The sequence below is a fragment of the Methylobacterium phyllostachyos genome, from assembly GCF_900103445.1.
GTDB classification, from domain to species: domain Bacteria; phylum Pseudomonadota; class Alphaproteobacteria; order Rhizobiales; family Beijerinckiaceae; genus Methylobacterium; species Methylobacterium phyllostachyos.
Genome location: NZ_FNHS01000013.1, coordinates 75,001 through 91,421, shown reverse-complemented (window position 1 = coordinate 91,421; position 16,421 = coordinate 75,001). Strand labels below are relative to the sequence as shown.

General features: G+C 69.9%; 16 protein-coding genes. 4 read left to right on the top strand and 12 right to left on the bottom strand.

Translation table 11 applies throughout. The annotated features are described in order from the left end of the window. Positions 1-85 precede the first annotated feature (85 nt). Positions 86-1,684, bottom strand: coding sequence for a gamma-glutamyltransferase family protein (locus BLQ49_RS20485; RefSeq protein WP_091719086.1), 1,599 nt, complete (start codon positions 1,682-1,684; stop codon positions 86-88). Positions 1,685-1,828: 144 nt separating this feature from the next. Between BLQ49_RS20485 and BLQ49_RS20480 the strand changes: the two genes are divergently transcribed. Further along, positions 1,829-3,364 carry a cation:proton antiporter gene (locus tag BLQ49_RS20480; protein WP_091719084.1) on the top strand — a complete coding sequence of 512 codons (1,536 nt, stop codon included), beginning with the start codon at positions 1,829-1,831 and terminating at the stop codon, positions 3,362-3,364. A gap of 10 nt (positions 3,365-3,374) precedes the next feature. On the opposite strand, the gene gshB is transcribed toward BLQ49_RS20480, so the two are convergent. Both gshB and BLQ49_RS20470 read right to left on the bottom strand, forming a co-directional pair. Next, positions 3,375-4,331, bottom strand: coding sequence for a glutathione synthase (gene gshB / locus BLQ49_RS20475; protein WP_091719082.1), 957 nt, complete (start codon positions 4,329-4,331; stop codon positions 3,375-3,377). A 46-nt stretch (positions 4,332-4,377) separates the two neighbouring features. Continuing rightward, positions 4,378-4,665 (bottom strand): hypothetical protein, encoded by a 288-nt coding sequence (locus BLQ49_RS20470; protein ID WP_091719080.1) that lies wholly within the window; start codon positions 4,663-4,665, stop codon positions 4,378-4,380. Between the two features lie 442 nt (positions 4,666-5,107). Between BLQ49_RS20470 and BLQ49_RS20465 the strand changes: the two genes are divergently transcribed. Continuing rightward, on the top strand, positions 5,108-5,314 hold the full coding sequence (locus tag BLQ49_RS20465; protein WP_091719078.1) for a hypothetical protein: 207 nt from the start codon (positions 5,108-5,110) through the stop codon (positions 5,312-5,314). Between the two features lie 14 nt (positions 5,315-5,328). Next, positions 5,329-6,135, top strand: coding sequence for a hypothetical protein (locus BLQ49_RS20460; RefSeq protein WP_091719076.1), 807 nt, complete (start codon positions 5,329-5,331; stop codon positions 6,133-6,135). Between the two features lie 155 nt (positions 6,136-6,290). Here BLQ49_RS20460 and BLQ49_RS20455 read toward each other — a convergent pair whose 3' ends face one another. The 5 genes from BLQ49_RS20455 to BLQ49_RS20435 all read right to left on the bottom strand — a co-directional run bounded on the left by BLQ49_RS20455 (position 6,291) and on the right by BLQ49_RS20435 (position 12,401). Further along, positions 6,291-7,460 carry an SDR family oxidoreductase gene (locus tag BLQ49_RS20455; RefSeq protein WP_091719074.1) on the bottom strand — a complete coding sequence of 390 codons (1,170 nt, stop codon included), beginning with the start codon at positions 7,458-7,460 and terminating at the stop codon, positions 6,291-6,293. A 170-nt stretch (positions 7,461-7,630) separates the two neighbouring features. Next, positions 7,631-8,494: a MipA/OmpV family protein gene (locus tag BLQ49_RS20450; RefSeq protein WP_143012290.1), complete on the bottom strand. Its 864-nt coding sequence runs from the start codon at positions 8,492-8,494 to the stop codon at positions 7,631-7,633. Between the two features lie 304 nt (positions 8,495-8,798). Next, positions 8,799-9,428 carry a DUF1254 domain-containing protein gene (locus tag BLQ49_RS20445; RefSeq protein WP_091719070.1) on the bottom strand — a complete coding sequence of 210 codons (630 nt, stop codon included), beginning with the start codon at positions 9,426-9,428 and terminating at the stop codon, positions 8,799-8,801. Beyond that, the gene (locus tag BLQ49_RS20440; protein ID WP_244507699.1) at positions 9,416-10,099 is read right to left on the bottom strand and encodes a DUF1214 domain-containing protein; all 684 of its coding nucleotides are present in this window, start codon (positions 10,097-10,099) and stop codon (positions 9,416-9,418) included. The genes BLQ49_RS20445 and BLQ49_RS20440 overlap by 13 nt, the downstream gene beginning before the upstream one ends. 4 nt (positions 10,100-10,103) lie before the next feature. Then, the gene (locus BLQ49_RS20435; RefSeq protein WP_091719067.1) at positions 10,104-12,401 is read right to left on the bottom strand and encodes a transglycosylase domain-containing protein; all 2,298 of its coding nucleotides are present in this window, start codon (positions 12,399-12,401) and stop codon (positions 10,104-10,106) included. A 277-nt stretch (positions 12,402-12,678) separates the two neighbouring features. On the opposite strand from BLQ49_RS20435, the gene BLQ49_RS20430 reads away from it, so the two are divergent. Beyond that, positions 12,679-13,170: a YcgN family cysteine cluster protein gene (locus BLQ49_RS20430; RefSeq protein WP_091719065.1), complete on the top strand. Its 492-nt coding sequence runs from the start codon at positions 12,679-12,681 to the stop codon at positions 13,168-13,170. 164 nt (positions 13,171-13,334) lie between these two features. Here the strand turns inward: BLQ49_RS20430 and BLQ49_RS20425 are convergent, their stop codons facing one another. From BLQ49_RS20425 to BLQ49_RS20410, 4 genes are all read right to left on the bottom strand, one after another. After that, a complete protein-coding gene (locus tag BLQ49_RS20425; protein ID WP_091719063.1) occupies positions 13,335-14,033 on the bottom strand; it encodes an NrsF family protein in 699 nt (232 codons plus the stop codon). Beyond that, on the bottom strand, positions 14,033-14,590 hold the full coding sequence (locus BLQ49_RS20420) for an RNA polymerase sigma factor (RefSeq protein ID WP_091719296.1): 558 nt from the start codon (positions 14,588-14,590) through the stop codon (positions 14,033-14,035). Before BLQ49_RS20420 ends, BLQ49_RS20425 begins: the two co-directional genes overlap by 1 nt. Positions 14,591-14,700: 110 nt before the next feature. After that, on the bottom strand, positions 14,701-15,414 hold the full coding sequence (locus BLQ49_RS20415; protein WP_091719059.1) for a DUF1223 domain-containing protein: 714 nt from the start codon (positions 15,412-15,414) through the stop codon (positions 14,701-14,703). A 68-nt stretch (positions 15,415-15,482) separates the two neighbouring features. Further along, a complete protein-coding gene (locus BLQ49_RS20410) occupies positions 15,483-16,277 on the bottom strand; it encodes a creatininase family protein (RefSeq protein WP_091719057.1) in 795 nt (264 codons plus the stop codon). Positions 16,278-16,421 lie beyond the last annotated feature (144 nt).

The window sequence follows — 16,421 nt, the reverse complement described above, 5'->3', positions numbered from 1 at the left end:
AACCGCCCCTTTTCCGGACTGGTGGAGCGAAGCGGAACCGGATCCGGCAGCCAGCACAGGACTCGCTGCGAAGCGGCCCCTTTCATTAAAGCCCCATTGCACCCCCATCCGAGCGCGGATCGTGCGTGGCCTCGATCCGCCCGTTGCGGGGATGGCGCACCAGCATCCCGGCATGGCCCAGCGAGTCGATATAGGGGCCGCCGAGTTCCTCGAGCTCATGGCCAAGGCGGCCCAAAGCCGCGATGCAGGCCGGATCGAACCGGTCCTCCACCTTCACGCTGAGCGAGGGCGCCCCCCAGGTCCGCCCGTAGAGGAGGCGCGGGGCATCGACGGCGTCGGCGACCGACATCCCGTAATCGGCGTAGCGGGTGAAGATCTGGGCCTGGAATTGCGGCTGCCCGTCGCCGCCCATGCTGCCGTAGCTCATCACCCGGCCGTCGTCGAAGCAGGCGAGTGCCGGGATCAGGGTGTGGAACGGGCGCCGGCCGGGCTCCAGCGGGTTCACGGCCTTCGGGTCGAGGGAGAACGACATCCCCCGGTTCTGCCAGCAGATGCCGGTGGACGGCAGAACCGTGCCGGATCCGTATTCCCAATAAACCGACTGGATGTAGGAGACCGCAAGCCCGTCCCCGTCGATGGCCCCCATCCAGACCGTGTCGCCGTGGCCTGGATCGGGCAGGGGCACCTGCGCGGCGCGGCGCATGTCCACCTGCGCGGCCTCCCGGGCGAGGCGCTCGGGCGTCAGGAAGGCGGCGGGGTCATGCCGCAGGTGGTTGAAATCCGTCACCACCCGGTCGCGGATCGCGAAGGCCCGTTTCGTCGCCTCGATCAGCCCATGGTAATGGTCGGTGGTCTCGGCTTCGGCGACGTTCAGCCGGTCGAAGATCCCCAAAATCAGCAGCGCTGCGAGCCCCTGGGTCGGCGGCGGGAAGTTGTAGAGCGTCGCGTCGCGCCGGCGGATCGACAGGGGCACCCGCTCGGCCGCCGCGTAGGCCTCGAGATCCGCCCGGGTCACCGGCGCGCCGAGGCGTTCCAGATCGGCGGCGATCTCACGACCGATATCGCCGCGGTAGAAATCCCCCAGGCCCGCATGGGCGAGCTGCTCCAGCGTGGCGGCCAGTTGCGGCAGGGTGCGCATCGCCCCGGCCGGATAGGGCTTGCCCTCCTTGAGGAACGTCCTGGAGAAATTCGGGGCGTCGTGAAGGGTATCGAGTTCCTGGGGCACGTAGCGCGCCTCCGAGGGAGAGACCGGCACGCCCTCCCGGGCCTGCTTGATGGCATCCGCCAGCAGCGTCTCCAGGGGCAGGCGGCCGCCCAGCGCACGCGCCAGCTCCAGGGCGAGGCGCCAGCCGCCGACCGCTCCAGCCACGGTGACCATCGCGTCGGGGCCACGCGCGGGGATCGCGTCGAACTCCTTCTCGCGGTAGCGCTGGATCGTGGCGAGGCGCCCGGCCGGGCCACAGGCCTCGATGCCGCGCACCCGCCCGCCGCGCTCGCGCACGAGCCAGAAGCCGTCGCCGCCGATGCCGTTCATATGCGGGTAGACCACCGCGATGGAGGCGGCCATCGCCACCATAGCCTCGATGGCGTTGCCGCCTTGGGCCAGCACGGTCTGGCCGGCCTGCGCAGCCAGATGATGGGGTGCGGCGACGGCGGCAGCGGTGAAGACGGGCGTCTCGGGCATCGCGGGTCCTGTCTTGGTCCAACCGAAGGGTTAGGCGAGCGCGCGCCGCCTGCAAAGTCCGCGGGGGCCTGGACCTCACGACAGAACAGCTTTGCGGACGGGTCGCATCCGGAACGGTCGCCGCATGCCGGCTCTTTCACAGGCATGGTGATCTTCGAGTGGGTTGTGGGCGTGCTGTTCGGCGCCGTCCTGTTGGCAGGGCTGGCGCGTCGCCTCGGAGCCCCATACCCGGCCTTCCTCGCACTGGGGGGCATTGGCCTCGCCTTCGTGCCCGGCGTGCCGAACCTGCGGCTCGATCCCGAACTCGCCCTCGCGCTGTTCCTGGCCCCCGTCCTGCTCGATGCCGGCTTCGACGCCTCGGTGCGGGACATGAAGGTGAACTGGCGCCCGATCCTCGGTCTCGCGGTCGGCGCGGTCGTGGTGACGACGCTTGCGGTGGCCATCGTGGCGCGCCTGATCGTTCCCGACCTGCCGTTCTCCGCCTGCATCGTCCTCGGCGCGGTGGTGGCGCCCCCCGACGCGGTGGCGGCTTTGGCGGTGCTCAAGCATGCCCCGATGCCCCACAGGCTCGCCACGATCCTGCGCGGCGAGAGTCTGCTCAACGACGCCGCCTCGCTTCTGATCTACCGGCTCGCGGTTGCCGCCGCGATGGCAGGAAGCTTCCACCCGATCGAAGTGGCGCCGGCCTTCTTGCTCGGCGTCGTCGCGAGTCTCCTGGTCGGCCCCAGCCTCGGCCTGATTTTCGTGGCCCTGACCCGGCGCGTCACCGATCCGGCGAGCGCGATCGTGATGCAGTTCGTGGTCGCGTTCGGGATCTGGCTGGCGGCGGAGCGGCTGGAATTGTCAGGCGTCCTGACGATCGTGACCTTCGCGGTCACCGTCGCCCGCCGGGCGCCGGGGATCACGGCACCGCGCGCCCGGGTGATTTCCTACGCGGTCTGGGACACGGCGGTGTTCGTGCTCAACGTCCTGGCGTTCGTGCTGATCGGCATCCAGATCGGGCCGATCCAGGAGCGGCTGTCCGGCGCAGATGCGTGGCAGGCCTTGATCCTTGCCGCCGCAACCTTCGCGACCGTCGTGGTGACCCGGCTCGCCTGGGTTATGCCGACCACCGGCCTGCGCGGTTTCGGCCTCCGGCAGGCGGGGGCTCAAGCCAGGCTGGGCCCAGGGCTGGCGCTCTCCTGGGCGGGGATGCGCGGCATCGTGACGGTGGCGGCCGCCCTGGCGCTCCCGGCCGATTTCCCGCGCCGGGATCTTGTGGTGGTCGCCGCCTTCGTCACCGTGCTGGGAACCCTCATCGTGCAGGGCCTGACCCTACGCCCGCTGCTGGCGCACCTGAAGCTGGAGGACGACGATCCTGTGGGACGCGAAACCGGGCGTGCCCGGGCGGCGGCCTACAAGGCGGCCCTCGATTCGCTCGCCGAGGCCGAGGACGAACCGGCCACCGATGCCCTGCGGGCCGAGTTCCGCGCGGCGCTCGCGGAGGCTGAGGAGCACGAGGAGGGCCGGGCCCCGGAGAGCCTGCCGGCCGATGCAGCCCGGCGCCGGGCCATCGAGGCGGCCCGCGATGCGGTCCTGACCTTGCGCCACCGCGGCCGGATCGGCGACGACGCCTATTACCTGTTGGAGGAGGAGTTCGATTGGGCCGAACTCAGCGCCACGCCGAAGGCGGACACCTGAGGGGGCTCGATCACACGCCCTTGCGCGCGGCGATCCTTGCCTCGATCGCGTCCCAGACGGCGACCGAGAGGTCGGGGCCGCCGAGCCGCTGGATCGCCCGGATGCCGGTGGGAGAGGTGACGTTGATCTCGGTCAGGTGGTCATCGATCACGTCGATCCCCACCAGGATCAGCCCCCGACGCGCCAGCTCCGGCCCGATCGTGGCGCAAATCGCGCGCTCGCGCTCGGTCAGCTCGGAGGCCGAGGCTGCGCCCCCCCGGACCATGTTGGAGCGAATGTCGTTGGCCGCCGGCACGCGATTCACCGCGCCCATCGCAACGCCGTCCACCAGGATGATCCGCTTATCCCCTTCGGTCACCCGGTCGAGGTAGCGCTGGATCACCCAGGCCTCGCGAAAGGTGGTCGCGAACAGGTCGAACATCGAACCGAAATTCGGATCCTTCTCGGTCACCTTGAAGACCGCCGCGCCCCCGTGCCCGTGCAGCGGCTTCATCGCCACCGTGCCATGCTCCCGCCGGAATGCCTCGATCTCCGCCTTGTCGCGGCTGATCAGGGTCGGCGGCATCAGCTCGGGGAAATCCAGGACGAACAGCTTCTCCGGGGCGTTGCGCACCTCAAAGGGGTCGTTCACCACGAGCGTCTCCGGGTGGATCCGCTCCAGCATGTGGGTGGCCGTGATGTAGGCCATGTCGAAGGGCGGATCCTGGCGCATCAGCACCACGTCGGCCTCGGCGAGGTCGATCCGCTCCGGCGGCGCCAGGGTGAAATGCGCACCCTCGACATCCTGGACGGTCAGCCCCTCGACCCGGGCGCTCACCCGCCGTCCCTGCATCGAGAGCCGGTCCGGGGTATAGTACAGAAGGGAATGCCCCCGCCGCTGGGCCTCCAGCAGCAGGGCGAAGGTGGTGTCCCCCGCGATCCGAATATTCTGGATCGGGTCCATCTGGACGGCGACCGTCAAGCCCATCCGAAACGCCCTTCGTCCGTGGCGCGCAGCATGGCCGGATGTCCGCTCAATCGTCGGACATCGACTTGGTGCCCGTGCGCTTGTCGTAATCGCCGATGGCGGCGCGGCACTCGGACGACAGGCGCTTGCGGTTGCGCGTCATGCACTTCTCCGCGTCCGGGCTGTTCGGGTCGACGCCGGCGCAGAGGCGGAAATAGTCATTGGCACAGCCGAGCTGCAGGCCCTGGTCCTCGCGCTGGGCGTAGGCAGGGCCGGCGGCAAGCACGAGCAGCGCCAGCGCAGACAGCCCGCAGCGGCGGACGGCGCGCAGGGATCGTTCCGGAACCAGTCGCATTCAGCGGTGTCCTCAAATCTCGTTCGGGCGAAGAACCGATACCGCGGTCCCCCCTCCACCCGGATCCGGCATATCGGTCGCGCCGGGCGGTAGGCAAGCTCCCGAGGTTCACCCGGGTTCCGCGCGGGTACTTCCCGGCTTCGCTTCGTCTGAGTGTGGCCGCCGGGCCGCAGGGCCGGGCATCCGCGGGCCGGCGCATCTCCGCAAAAGAAATGGCCCCACCCGGAATTGGGTAGGGCCTGAAGTCGAAGGGAGGAAACGCCCGCCATGGGCGAACGAAAGCCTGCAATTCGCGCGCCAACCTATTTAAGGGCCTCGATATCGGGTCTCCGGCCGGAAAGAGTCCGTTAACCACCCCGTGATGCATTGCCGTCGTAGCCCTTGCCGACGCCCCCGAAGGGCCCGGGCCGGACGCTCGGACCGCCGACAGGAGCCGGAGACCATGACGCCTTTCAAGACGCAGGAGACCGCCGACCGCCCGCGCAGCCGAACCGGTGCGATAGGCGCATCCGCCGAAGCCGCGCACGCCATCGTGATTCCCTTCCCCGGACCCGAGACGCGCCGGGCGCAGCGGATCCCGCGCTCAGGGGAGCCCCGCGGCGAGATTTTGCTGTTCCTCGGCGTGCGCTACGAGCGCCTCGCGTCCTGATCGGCATCCGGGGGATGTCCGCCCATCGGCGCGTCGCTTTCGCGGGAACTCGCCTCGTGCCTGTCTGCGCGGCACTGGCGCTGCTGGCCGCCTGCACGCAGAGCGGCGATTTCGGCCGGCCGCGGACGAGCGTCTGGAATGGCCTGATCGACACCACCGGCAGCTTCAGCACCCATGATCGCGGGCGGCTCCTGCTCGACACGGGACTGACGGACGACGAGCAGGCCCTGCGCGACCGTGCATGGCGGTTCGTGCAGCCCGCGAGCAGCTACACGGCCTTCCAAGACGTGCTGCTCGGCCTGGCCAGTGCCCACACGATGCCGCCGACGTGGCGCTTCGACGAAATCGGTGCCTATTACGACGCCCTGACCGGCGAGCCATCGCGCTCGCCGGTGTCCCGCTACCGGCAGCTCGGCGACGACGCCACGGCGGATGCCCGGCTGATCCCGCTCTTCACGGCACTCGCCGCCCGGGTGATCGATGCGGACGCCGCGCGCCTGCGCAGCCTGCCCTTCGCCAAGACCCTCGACGCCGCCGACGTGCGGGACGCCGCCCAGCGCGTCGCCGAGAACCGCTGCCTGATCGCCTGGGTGCGGGTCGAGGCCGGCCAGCGGCTCGCCCGGTACCGGTTTGCCCTGGAACACCTGTTCGCCGCGGCACCGGCACAGGAGTCGGTCTCGGCCGAGCGGGCGCTGATGATGCTGGCGGCCCGGCGCAACCTGCTCGACCCGCTTCTGCCCGCAGATGCGGCCGCTCGATGCGGGCTGGAGGCCGCGCCGCTGCCGGTCGCCCAGGCTGGGCCGCGCGTGGTCAAGGACTGAGCCGAGGCGGCGAGGCGCGGTTACCGCGGCCGACAGTATCCGCCTCGATGGCCCCGGAGCCGTGCCCGATCGCGTCGCAATCGCGCCCGGCTCCAAGGCTTATGTTTCGGCACGCCCTCGGGCGGCGAACCGGTGTCCGGTTCGGCAGGGGCGATTTACGCGAACGCTGCCAGCGGCATATCGGTGGGCAGAGCAGGGCAGGGCGGTATCGACGCGAACATCTCGATATCGTCGGCGAACTGCTCCGTGATCGCGCCCGAATTCGCGAGGCACACCGGCAGGTAGGACGCGAGGGACGACGCCCGGTCGAACCCCTCCGCCAGCAGGCGGTCGTTGGCGAAGGTCAGATCGAGGGCACAGAACGCATAGTAGGCGCGGGTGGCGCGCAGCATCGCCCGCATCGACGCGTCACCGAGCCCGAACACCTCCGTGAAGCGCTTGCGCAGTGCGGAGCGGTCTCGATCGAGATCGAACCGCTGGAACGCCCGCACGCCGTCGCTCGGGGCGGCCTTCTCGAAGGCCGCGATCACGTCGGCCCAACGGGTGCGACCGGCCGTACCGGATGAGAGGTGGTAGAGGTCGTGCTTGAGATCCGGCTTCTTCAGCAGGCCGATGAGCGTCTCGGCCACCCAGTCGGCCGGCACGATATCGACGCAGCTCTCCGGATCGCAGGGCAACATGCGCAGGGCATCGGCGGCCCGGAGCACCCAGAGAATGCTCGAACTCGGCGCGGCCCCGAGCGTCGAATGGCCGACGACGATCGAAGGCCGGGCGATGACGATCGGCAGATCCGGAAATAGCGCGGCGAGCGAGGTCTCCGTGGCGGCCTTGGACTCCGTATAGCCGACGATATGCTCGGCATCGGCAGCCGGATAGGCGGTCTCCTCCACGAGGCTCGGCGCCGCGGCCCCGCAGATCATGGCGGTGCCGACATGCAGAAAACGCTGCAAGCCCGCCATGGCCTGGGCCCGGCGCGCGAGCGCCAGGGTCCCGTCGTGGTTGGTCCGGAATACCCGCTCGCCGCCCCACCACGACGTGTCGGCGGCGAGGTGGAGAACATGGGTGCACGCGTCGAGCCGCGGATCCATGTCGAGGTCGGCGCGGGTGAAGTCACCGGGCACGATCTCGATCTTGCGCACCAGGCGTTGAGCCGTGAACGGATCCGTGAAGCGTGCGAGGCGCGCCGCGACGCGCTGGCGTCCCTGTTCTACGCTCGTGCAGCGAACGAGGCAGACCCAGGTCACGTCCTCGTCGCGTCCGAGCGCTTGATGCAGCACGGCGCCGCCGATCAGCCCAGTCGCGCCTGTCAAAAGAATGCGTTGCACGGTACTCTCCGCTCGTACGCGGAGCAGTAAGCAGAAAAATTCTGGAAATAATCCGGCCATGCCGGACAGATGCGCAGAAGGTTTGCCCGTGTGCTTAACCGGCCACAGTATTCACGATGTCGTGATCTCTGTCGTCCATGACAGAAATGTTATTTTGACTGCCCCTTGGCTCAGGGGCTCAAACGAAATGAATAGATGGCACCAGCTGCAACCGTGAGTTGGTTCGACGTCCCAATGCGTCGGGTGATCGGACTGTCCGATGCAGATGCCATCAATCGATCATAGCGGACATAACTGAGAAGCTGCCACGCTTCGGTCAAATCGTAACTGACGGCTGCTGTCACCCCGCCCGAGCGCGGTCCGGCGGCGGCGCGGTAGGGGCTCAGGATCGGGTTCACCAGCGTCGTCGCAACCGGTACGTCGAAATCGAGCCGCATCGCCGCTTCATCACCGAGGACGAAACGCGGCCCGGCGCTGAGCGTGAAGCGGCCGAAGCGGCCCACGAGGTCGGCGCCGAGCTTGGCGATGAGCCCATCATGAGCACGGACGCCCTGTGTGACCTCGGCCCGCAGCCTCAGCGTATCGGCGATCGGCCAGATCTCACCGAACAGGCCGAGGCCCACCGTCACGGGCAAGCGGGGCAGACCGGCCAGGCGGCGGTCGTCGTTGACGTGACGGCCTTCACGGACATCCAAGACGGCGCCCGCCTGCGCACGCCCCTGCCCGATGAGCGTCGCATCCAGTGCATCATCGGGCGACCACCACTCGCGCGGCTCGTCGGCCTTGCGGAATGAGAGGTAGGGCAATCCCCAGAGGCCCGTCTCTCTGCCGCCCTGGAAGCGGGGGCCAGCGCCCACGAAACCGCCGGCTGAAACGATCGTGTTCGGATCGAACAGGGCGCTGAGATCTTCGCCCCTGGAAGGCTGAGGCACGACAATCATAAGTAGCACAAAGAGAAGACTGATCCTGATACTGCACGGATCAGGCAGCTGATGCCTCGCCCTTTCGCCGAAGTGCCGCACCTTCAGGATCACCAACAGACTCCGCCGCCGGATCGGCTACGCCAACTGGCTCTACCACGACTCCGTGAACGGCATGTCGGTGGCCGGCCCTGCTCCGGTGACTTTTGCGTGCGTGCAAACGGAATCGTGATGACTGGGAGGCAGGTCCTCCACAACCTCAAGGCAGAGCACCGATAGTGATTTCGCCACGCGGGCTACGCATCCTCGACCGGATGCGAGCGTGAAGGTCTGCGTCCGCGTGGCGTTTGAACGCCCTGAGACGATCGCAGCGGGACCAAATCAGCGGGTGAAGCTTCAGAGTTCCCGCCTTGGTCCGCTACCGCCCGCCCCCCTTGCCTGCCGCATCCTTGCCGGTCGGCGCATCATCCGTTGCCGAATCGGTGGTGCAGGAGACGGCCTGGATCGCCGCATTGGCGGCGGGGCGCTGGCTCGGAAGGCCGGCGATCACCCGCACCACCACGAAGCCGCGCGTGTCGGGCGCCACGATGCGCACGTCACGGCTCGGGTCGTTCTCGTCGTCGTCCGCCAGAGCCTCGTCGTACTGGGCGCGGGTGAGGATGACGAGGTCGAGCGCACCGCGTACCGCCGCCTGGTCGGTCACCGCGTAGAAGGCGCCGCGCCGGGCATGGGCGGCGAGCGACAGGGACAGCGCGCCGGTCCGGGCCGAGACGCGCATCGGCCCATCGGCTAGATCGTAGGCGCAGACGCCGACCGCTACGGCGGGGTCCGGGATCGGCAGCCACGCCTCGGGCGGGGAGGGGTCGTCGCCCGTCGCCACCGTGTAGATCGGCTGCGGGTGGTCCAGGCTCTCACTGGTCCGGGCGCGCGAGACGGCATCCTTCTCCGACAGGATCGGGATCGCCAGCACCGCCGCGATGTGGACGATCCCGGCCAGCACGAGGCCGATCAGCGTGGCGTAGACGAAGCGCAGGCTCACGATGCGCATCCCAGGCGGGTGATGGCCGGCACCGAGGTCCGGTCGAGGGAGCCGACGCTGGCGGCTGCCGGCGTATCGTAGAGGCGCAGCGCAAGCCGCACCGGGCCACTCGCCCGGGGGCTCGGGAGCCAGTTGCCGGGCTGGACATCGGGTGCGAGCAGGATTGCGAACCGCCCGTCGGTCGAGCGCAGCACCTCCGTGGAGGTAAAGCCCTCACGTAGGATCGCACGGCCGGGCTCCCGGGGGCCGCGGCCGGCCACCGTGATGGTCCAGGCCCGGGCAGGCGGCGTGCCCCCGCCGATCCGGTAGGTGCAGGTGGCGTCGAGCGCTTGGCCGGAATCGTCCGCCGAGGCCGTCAGCAGCAGGCCCTCGCCCACCGCGAGAGGGATCTCGCCCCGGCGGGCGTTGACCGCGCGGGTATAGGGATCGGCATTCGCGGCGCTCGCCCGGGGCCAAGCCGTCCAGGCGCCGATCTGCACGCCGCCGAAGGGATAGCCGCCGCGCGTCGCCCAATCAGCGCTGGCGAGGCCGAGGGCGCCCCCGAGCGCCAGGGCGTAGACGGCAAGCCCGGCGATCGAACTCTTGCGCCACAGGTGCCGCACGAGCCGGAATACGCTTCGGCGGGGGGCCTTCTCGGAGGCGCCGGCGTAGCCGCCGGGCGCTGGAATCGCGTCCCTCATGCGCTCACCGGACCTCGACGAAGCCGCCGGGGGCGCGTTCGCCTTCGGCCATCGCCCGCGCCCGTTCGAGGGGGCTGGCCGCGGCGCGGTCGTCGGGTTTGCGGGTGCCCTTCTGCGCGTCGCCCGCGCCGGTCTTCGTCGCCGGCTCGGCGGACGGCACGCGCTCGACCGTGCGGAACAGGCCGTTCAATCCGCTGATCACCTCGAAGGAGCGGCGCGAGAGCTTGCCGTAGGCGCTGGCATTGGGGTCGATCGGGGCGGTCGGTCCGCCGGAGGCCTGCTGCTGGGCGGCGCGGGGGCTCTCCTTCAGGCCCGGCAGGGGCTTGATCTCGATGCCCTGATGGGCCGGCTCCATCACGTCGTGCCAAGTCTGGGCCGGGAGCGAGCCGCCGGTCAGCTTGTTGGTCGAGGTGTGGTCGTCGTTTCCGAACCAGACCGCACCCACGTAATTGCCCGTGTAGCCGACGAACCACGCGTCCCGGTAAGCGTTCGTGGTGCCGGACTTGCCGGCGACCTTCACGCCCTCGAGCTGTGCCCGCTTGCCGGTGCCCTCCTCGACCACCTTGTTCAGCATGAAGTTCATGTCGGCCACGACCTGAGGCGACAGAACCCGCTCGGGCGCCTCGTCGGCGTGGCGGTAGATCACCTCGCCGGAGGAGTTCTTCACCTCCATGGCGGCGTAGGGCTTGGCGCGGAAGCCGCCGTTGGCGAACACCGCGTAGCCCGCCGCCTGGTCGATCACCGTGACCTCGTCCGAGCCGATCGGCATCGAGACCGTGTCGATCAAGTTCGAGGTGATGCCCATCTTGTGGGCGAGTTCGATGATCTTGGCGCGGCCGGCCTTGGCGGCCTTCGCCTCGTGAGTGATGCCCATGCCCTTGCCCAGCGCGATCGAGATCTTGATCGGGATCGTGTTGATCGACTTCGCCACGGCGAGCCACATCGGCACCCGGCCGGCATAGGAGCGACCGTAATTCTGCGGGCACCAGTTGCCGATGCAGACCGGGCTGTCGACGACCGTCGTGTCGGGCTTGAACAGACCTGAATTGAGGGCCGCCGAGTAGACGTAGGGCTTGAACGAGGAGCCGGGCTGACGCAGCGCGTCGGTGGCGCGGTTGAACTGGCTCTCGCCGTAATCGGCGCCGCCCACCATGGCACGCAGGGCGCCGTCCGGGTCGAGGATCACCATGGCGGCCTCGTCGACATCCATGGCGTCGCCGGACTTGCGCAGGATGTCGGCCACCACCTCGTCGGCTCGTTTCTGGATGGCGAGGTCGAGGGGCGTCTTCACGGTCAGCACGCGGTCGTTGCGCAGCTTGCCCGCGTCGGCCATGGCCTTGATCTCGCCGAAGGCCCAGTCGAGGTAGTAGTCGGCGGTGATGTCGCGGGTGCGGGTCACCGGCGTCGCCGGGTTGCGGAGCGCCGTCTGGATCTGGCCCTCGGTGACGAAGCCTGCCTCCACCATGTTGTGCAGCACGTCCGCCGCCCGGGCGCGGGCCGCCGGCAGATTGACGTGGGGGGCGTACTTGGTCGGCGCCTTGAACAGGCCCGCCAGCATGGCGGCCTCGGCGAGGCTGATGTCCTTGAGCGGCTTACCGAAATAGTAATCCGCCGCCGCCACGGCGCCGAAAGTGCCGCCGCCCATATAGGCCCGGTCGAGGTAGAGCTTCAGGATTTCGTTCTTGGTCAGGTGGCTCTCCAGCCAGAGCGCGAGGAAAGCCTCGTTGATCTTGCGCTCCAGGGACCGCTCGTTGGTGAGGAAGAGGTTCTTGGCGAGCTGCTGGGTGATGGACGAGCCGCCCTGCGTGCCGTTGCCGCCCTTGGAGTTGTTGACCAGCGCGCGGAGCGTTCCGATCGGATCGATGCCCCAGTGCTCGTAGAAGCGCCGGTCCTCGGTTGAGACCAACGCCTTGATCATGATGTCGGGAAACTCGTCGAGCTTGAGCGAGTCGTCGTGCTTGATCCCGCGGCGACCGACCTCGGTGCCGTAGCGGTCGAGGAAGGTGACCGCGAGATCCTGCTGCTTCAGCCAGTTCTCGCTGGTGAGCTGGAAGGCGGGCTGCGCGAAGGCCAGCATCAGCACGGCGCCGCCGGTGCCGATGGTGACACCCTCGCTGGTTAGATCGAGGAGGACACGCTTCCAGCCGCGCACGGCGAAGCGGCCCATGACGCGCCGAAAGCGCTCGTAGGCCTCGCCGGTCGAGCGGCCACTGTCGTACAGGCCGGCGTTGACCCAAGCGTCGAAGGCGAGGGCGGCCCGTTCCAGGCGGACCTTGATCTCGGTGAGCGTCGGCAGGCGCACGATGTCGAACCCGGCTTGTCGAGCGCCTCTGCGGCGGGGCGTGGAGCGTCCGCACCGCAGGCACGGGCGCTGCGGCCGAGCCACCGCACGGCATCCGCCTCCATAGCAGGATCCGGAACCGCGGGCGAGGCTCTGCGCAGTCTCGCGAATCGCCGCGGACGAGCTTGGGCGTAACGCGCTTCGCCGCGATCCGGTCGCAGGCTCGCGGTTGCGGCGACGCTTGCTCCACAGGCTCGGCTCGGGCAGAGAGACGCCCTTCCAACCGAGAGACCTCACGATGCCCAAGCCCGAGGCGGTGCGCCGCGGGGCGGCCGAGCCGTTCTGGCGCACCAAGACGCTCGAAGCCATGACCCCCGCCGAGTGGGAGAGCCTGTGCGACGGCTGCGGCCGATGCTGCCTCCTGAAGCTCGAGGACGAGGATACCGGCGAGGTCCACCACACCGATATCGGCTGCACGCTGCTCGACGGCCTCACCTGCCGGTGCCGCGACTACGCCCGCCGCCAGAAGCGGGTGCCCGATTGCGTCCGGCTGACGCCCGAGGCGGTGCGGACGATCGGCTGGCTACCGCAAACCTGCGCCTACCGCCTCGTCCGCGACGGCGAGCCACTCTATCCCTGGCATCCCCTGGTCTCGGGCCGGGCCGCCAGCGTCCACGAGGCTGGCATCTCGGTGCGCGGCCGTCTCGCCGGCAACGAGGAGGAGTTCTCGGAAGAGGAGTATCCGGACCGGATCGTGGACTGGCCGGCGCTCGATCCGCAGGCCGGCTGACGACGGCGCGATAAGTCCTGGTTTCGAAAGGGCGAGCCCTTTCGCGGGTCCAGGGCAGAGCCCTGGTGCCGGACTTCGTCCGGTGTCGGGCTTCGCCCGATCTCAGGGCTCTGCCCTGAGAATCCGCCAAAGGGCTGTGCCCTCTGAAAACCCGGAGTCCCGGGTCAGGCAGGCTCCGAGCCGCTGCGCTCGGCACGCGAGGACGGGGCGAGCAGCCGTCCCCCGGCCAGACCGTTCACCGCAATGACGATCGCGACCGCCGCCGCGTGCATCAGGAGATCCGTCGCGGTGGCGTCGTGCGGGTGGACCGGCACCAGCAAAGCCGCCGCCGCCGCCGACACCGCGAGGCCACCGAGCGCTGCCGTGAGGTTCGGTCGCAGCGGGCAGGCCCGGCGCAGCATCACGACGATCAGTGCCGACAGCGGCACGGAAACGCAGATCAGGAAGCTGAAGCAGCCCGTCACCGTATGGACGCCCGGGATGTCGGTTCCGGGGGCGATCCAGTCGCGCAGGCATCCCAGCCCGCTGGCACCGATCCAGAGGGCGAGGGGCGGCAGCGGCAGCAGCGCCCACCGGCCCGAGCGGCCCGGCACGCTCGTGGCGAAGGCGGCATAGGCCGCGGTGATGGCCGTGAGCACGGCGCCGATCGCCGCCAGGGCAAGGTCCGGCACATGCATGCGCAGCATGAAGCCCGCCATCCCGGCCTCCGCCACCAGGAGCAGCCCGGCCAACAGCGCCGCGCCGAGCCACAGGGCCGCGCGGATCCCCGGTGCCGGAAGCGGTCGGACCGGCTCCAGCCCGCCGGCGAGCGCCTCGACGAGCCGATCATGACGGGTGGCTTCGCAGCCGGCACGCTCGGCCATCACTCCGCCTCCCGCGTCAGGCTGGCCCGGAGCGTCTTCAGCGCCCGGTGCAGATTGACCTTGAGCGCCCCCTTGCTGCGGCCGGTGACCGCCGCCGCCTCGTCGAGGGACAGTTCACGCAGGCCGAGCTGCTCCACCGCCTGCCGCTGACCTTCGGGCAAGGAGGCGACCGCGCGGGCGAGGGAGGCGGCCCGGTCCCGCGCCTCCAGGCCCTGGCCGGGTGCCGGGCCGGGATCGATCTCGGCCTCATAGGCGAGGGGGTCGCTGACCTCCCGGGGGCGCCGGCCCGCCCGGCGCAGCCGATCGATCGCCCGCCGCTGGGTGATGGCCCGCAGCCAGGGCATGAACGGCCGGGCGGGATCGTAGCTCGCCCGGGCCCGGTGGACGGTCATCAACGTGTCCTGCACGACGTCGTCCACCGCCTCGCCGCGCACGCCCTGTGCCCGGGCGATCGCCGAAACCACGGGGAGGCAAGCCTTCAGCAGCGCCCGATAGGCGGCCGCGTCACCGCGTTGCGCGGACGCCATCAGACCTGCGAGTTCTTCTTCGAGCGCCATCCGGGCTCCGCCGCCGTTCCGCCCCCCGGCTCGCGCCGCATCTTGCCCGGCCTCAGAGCCGAGCGCCAGCGACCAGCCGCAGGCGGCAAGCCCGAGCGGTCCGGCGAGGATCATCGCAGCGCCTCCCGCCGCGCCCCATCCGGATCGAGACGGGCTGCGCCGAGGATGCGCCCGTCCGCCGCCTGGAGCAGGACGGCCGCCGTATCCCCCTTCGGACGCGCCGCCGCGAAGGTCGCTGCGCCCCCCGACCAGCGGCCGAGGTCATGGATCGCGCGGACGACATTGGCCTGTTCGAGGGTGCGCCCGGCATTCTCGCCGCGCAGCACCTGAGTCGTATGGCTCGGATCGAACCCGACCAGCAGGACCTGCGCGGCACCGCCCCCGGGGCCGACACGCGTGATGAGCCGGTCGCCCTCGCGAATCAGCACCACCGGGATACCGGGTCCGGCCGCCCGGGCATGCGCGATCGCGGCGCGCAACGCCACCTCGTCGGATCCGACGAGGCCGACCGTCCCGTCGATCACGGCCTGCGGCGTGTAGGAGGGACCGCCGAGGCGGGCCGCGTAGGCATCCTGCCGCGCGGTCGCTTCCGTCAGGGCGTAGGGGTCGCGCCAGTTCAGGTGGTTCCAGTAGGTGACGTGGAACGCGAGCGGAAGAACATCGCCACCCTCGTGGGCGAGCCGCCCGATCAACGCCTCCGCGGGCGGGCAGGAAGAGCAGCTCTGCGAGGTGAACAGCTCAACGACGACGGGCCGTTCCGCGGCCGCAGCCGGGTGAAGCGTCGCGCAGAACAGGGCGAGGGCGATCGAAACGACAGGGCGCATGGGCAGAATTCCTGCGCGCCGGCGGATCGATCCGGCGCACCGGGGTTTTCGCCCTGTGTCGGCGCCGGTTACACCGGGGCAGCGCCGTCGAGTTCGAAAACATCCACGTCGCGCAGCAGCGCCACGAAGGCCTGTGCCCCGTGCGCCAGGGCCGCGCGCCCGGCTTCGGCGGTGCCGAGTCGCGCGTCGCCCATGGCCCCGGAAGGGTGGAGGTCGCCGGCCTTCCAGGCGAAGGCGGCGGGGCGGCCGGCGCGCAGGTGGGTGAATTCCCGAACCATCGCCAACGACCGCGGCGGGAAATCGGCGATCCGGTCGGTCCGCACGAGGTCCGGCCGCAGGGCCAGCATCAGAGCGGTCTCGATGCCGCCGGCATGAATGCCGTAGGCGATCTCGTCGGCCGGGAACAAGCCCTCCGGGTAACCGAACCGGGCCCAGGCGGTGGTCACAGCCACCATGCCGTATCGGGCGCGCAGCTCGGCCGCCACGAGGTCGATGAGCGCGCTGTTACCGCCGTGGCTCGTGACGAGCACGATCTTGCGGCAGCCCGCCCGGTGGAGGGCGCCGCCGATCCCGGTCCAGGCGGCAAGCGCCGTCCCTGTCTCCAGCGAGAGCGTGCCCGGGAAGGCATCGTGCTCGTCGGATTTGCCGATCGCCTGCACGGGCAGGATCAGCACATCGAGATCCGCCGAGACGCGCTCGCGTACGGCGGTGAGGTAGCCCTCGGCGATGATCGTGTCGGTGGCGAGCGGCAGATGCGGGCCATGCTGCTCGACCGCAGCCACAGGCAATATCGCGATGGCGCGCCGCATGTCGCGGCGCCGCAATTCGTCGGTGGTGAAGTCGGACCAGAGCCGCGCCGCCATGCTTGCCTGCCCCTTCCCCGGCCGCCGGGCGGCGACGGGTCACCGGCACGCTCTAGCGTATCGGTCCGAGAACCAGAACCGGATCGCGGCTCCAGATCCTCGGATTCGTGTTAACCCCATCCGGAAGCCGGCTTTCGCACGATG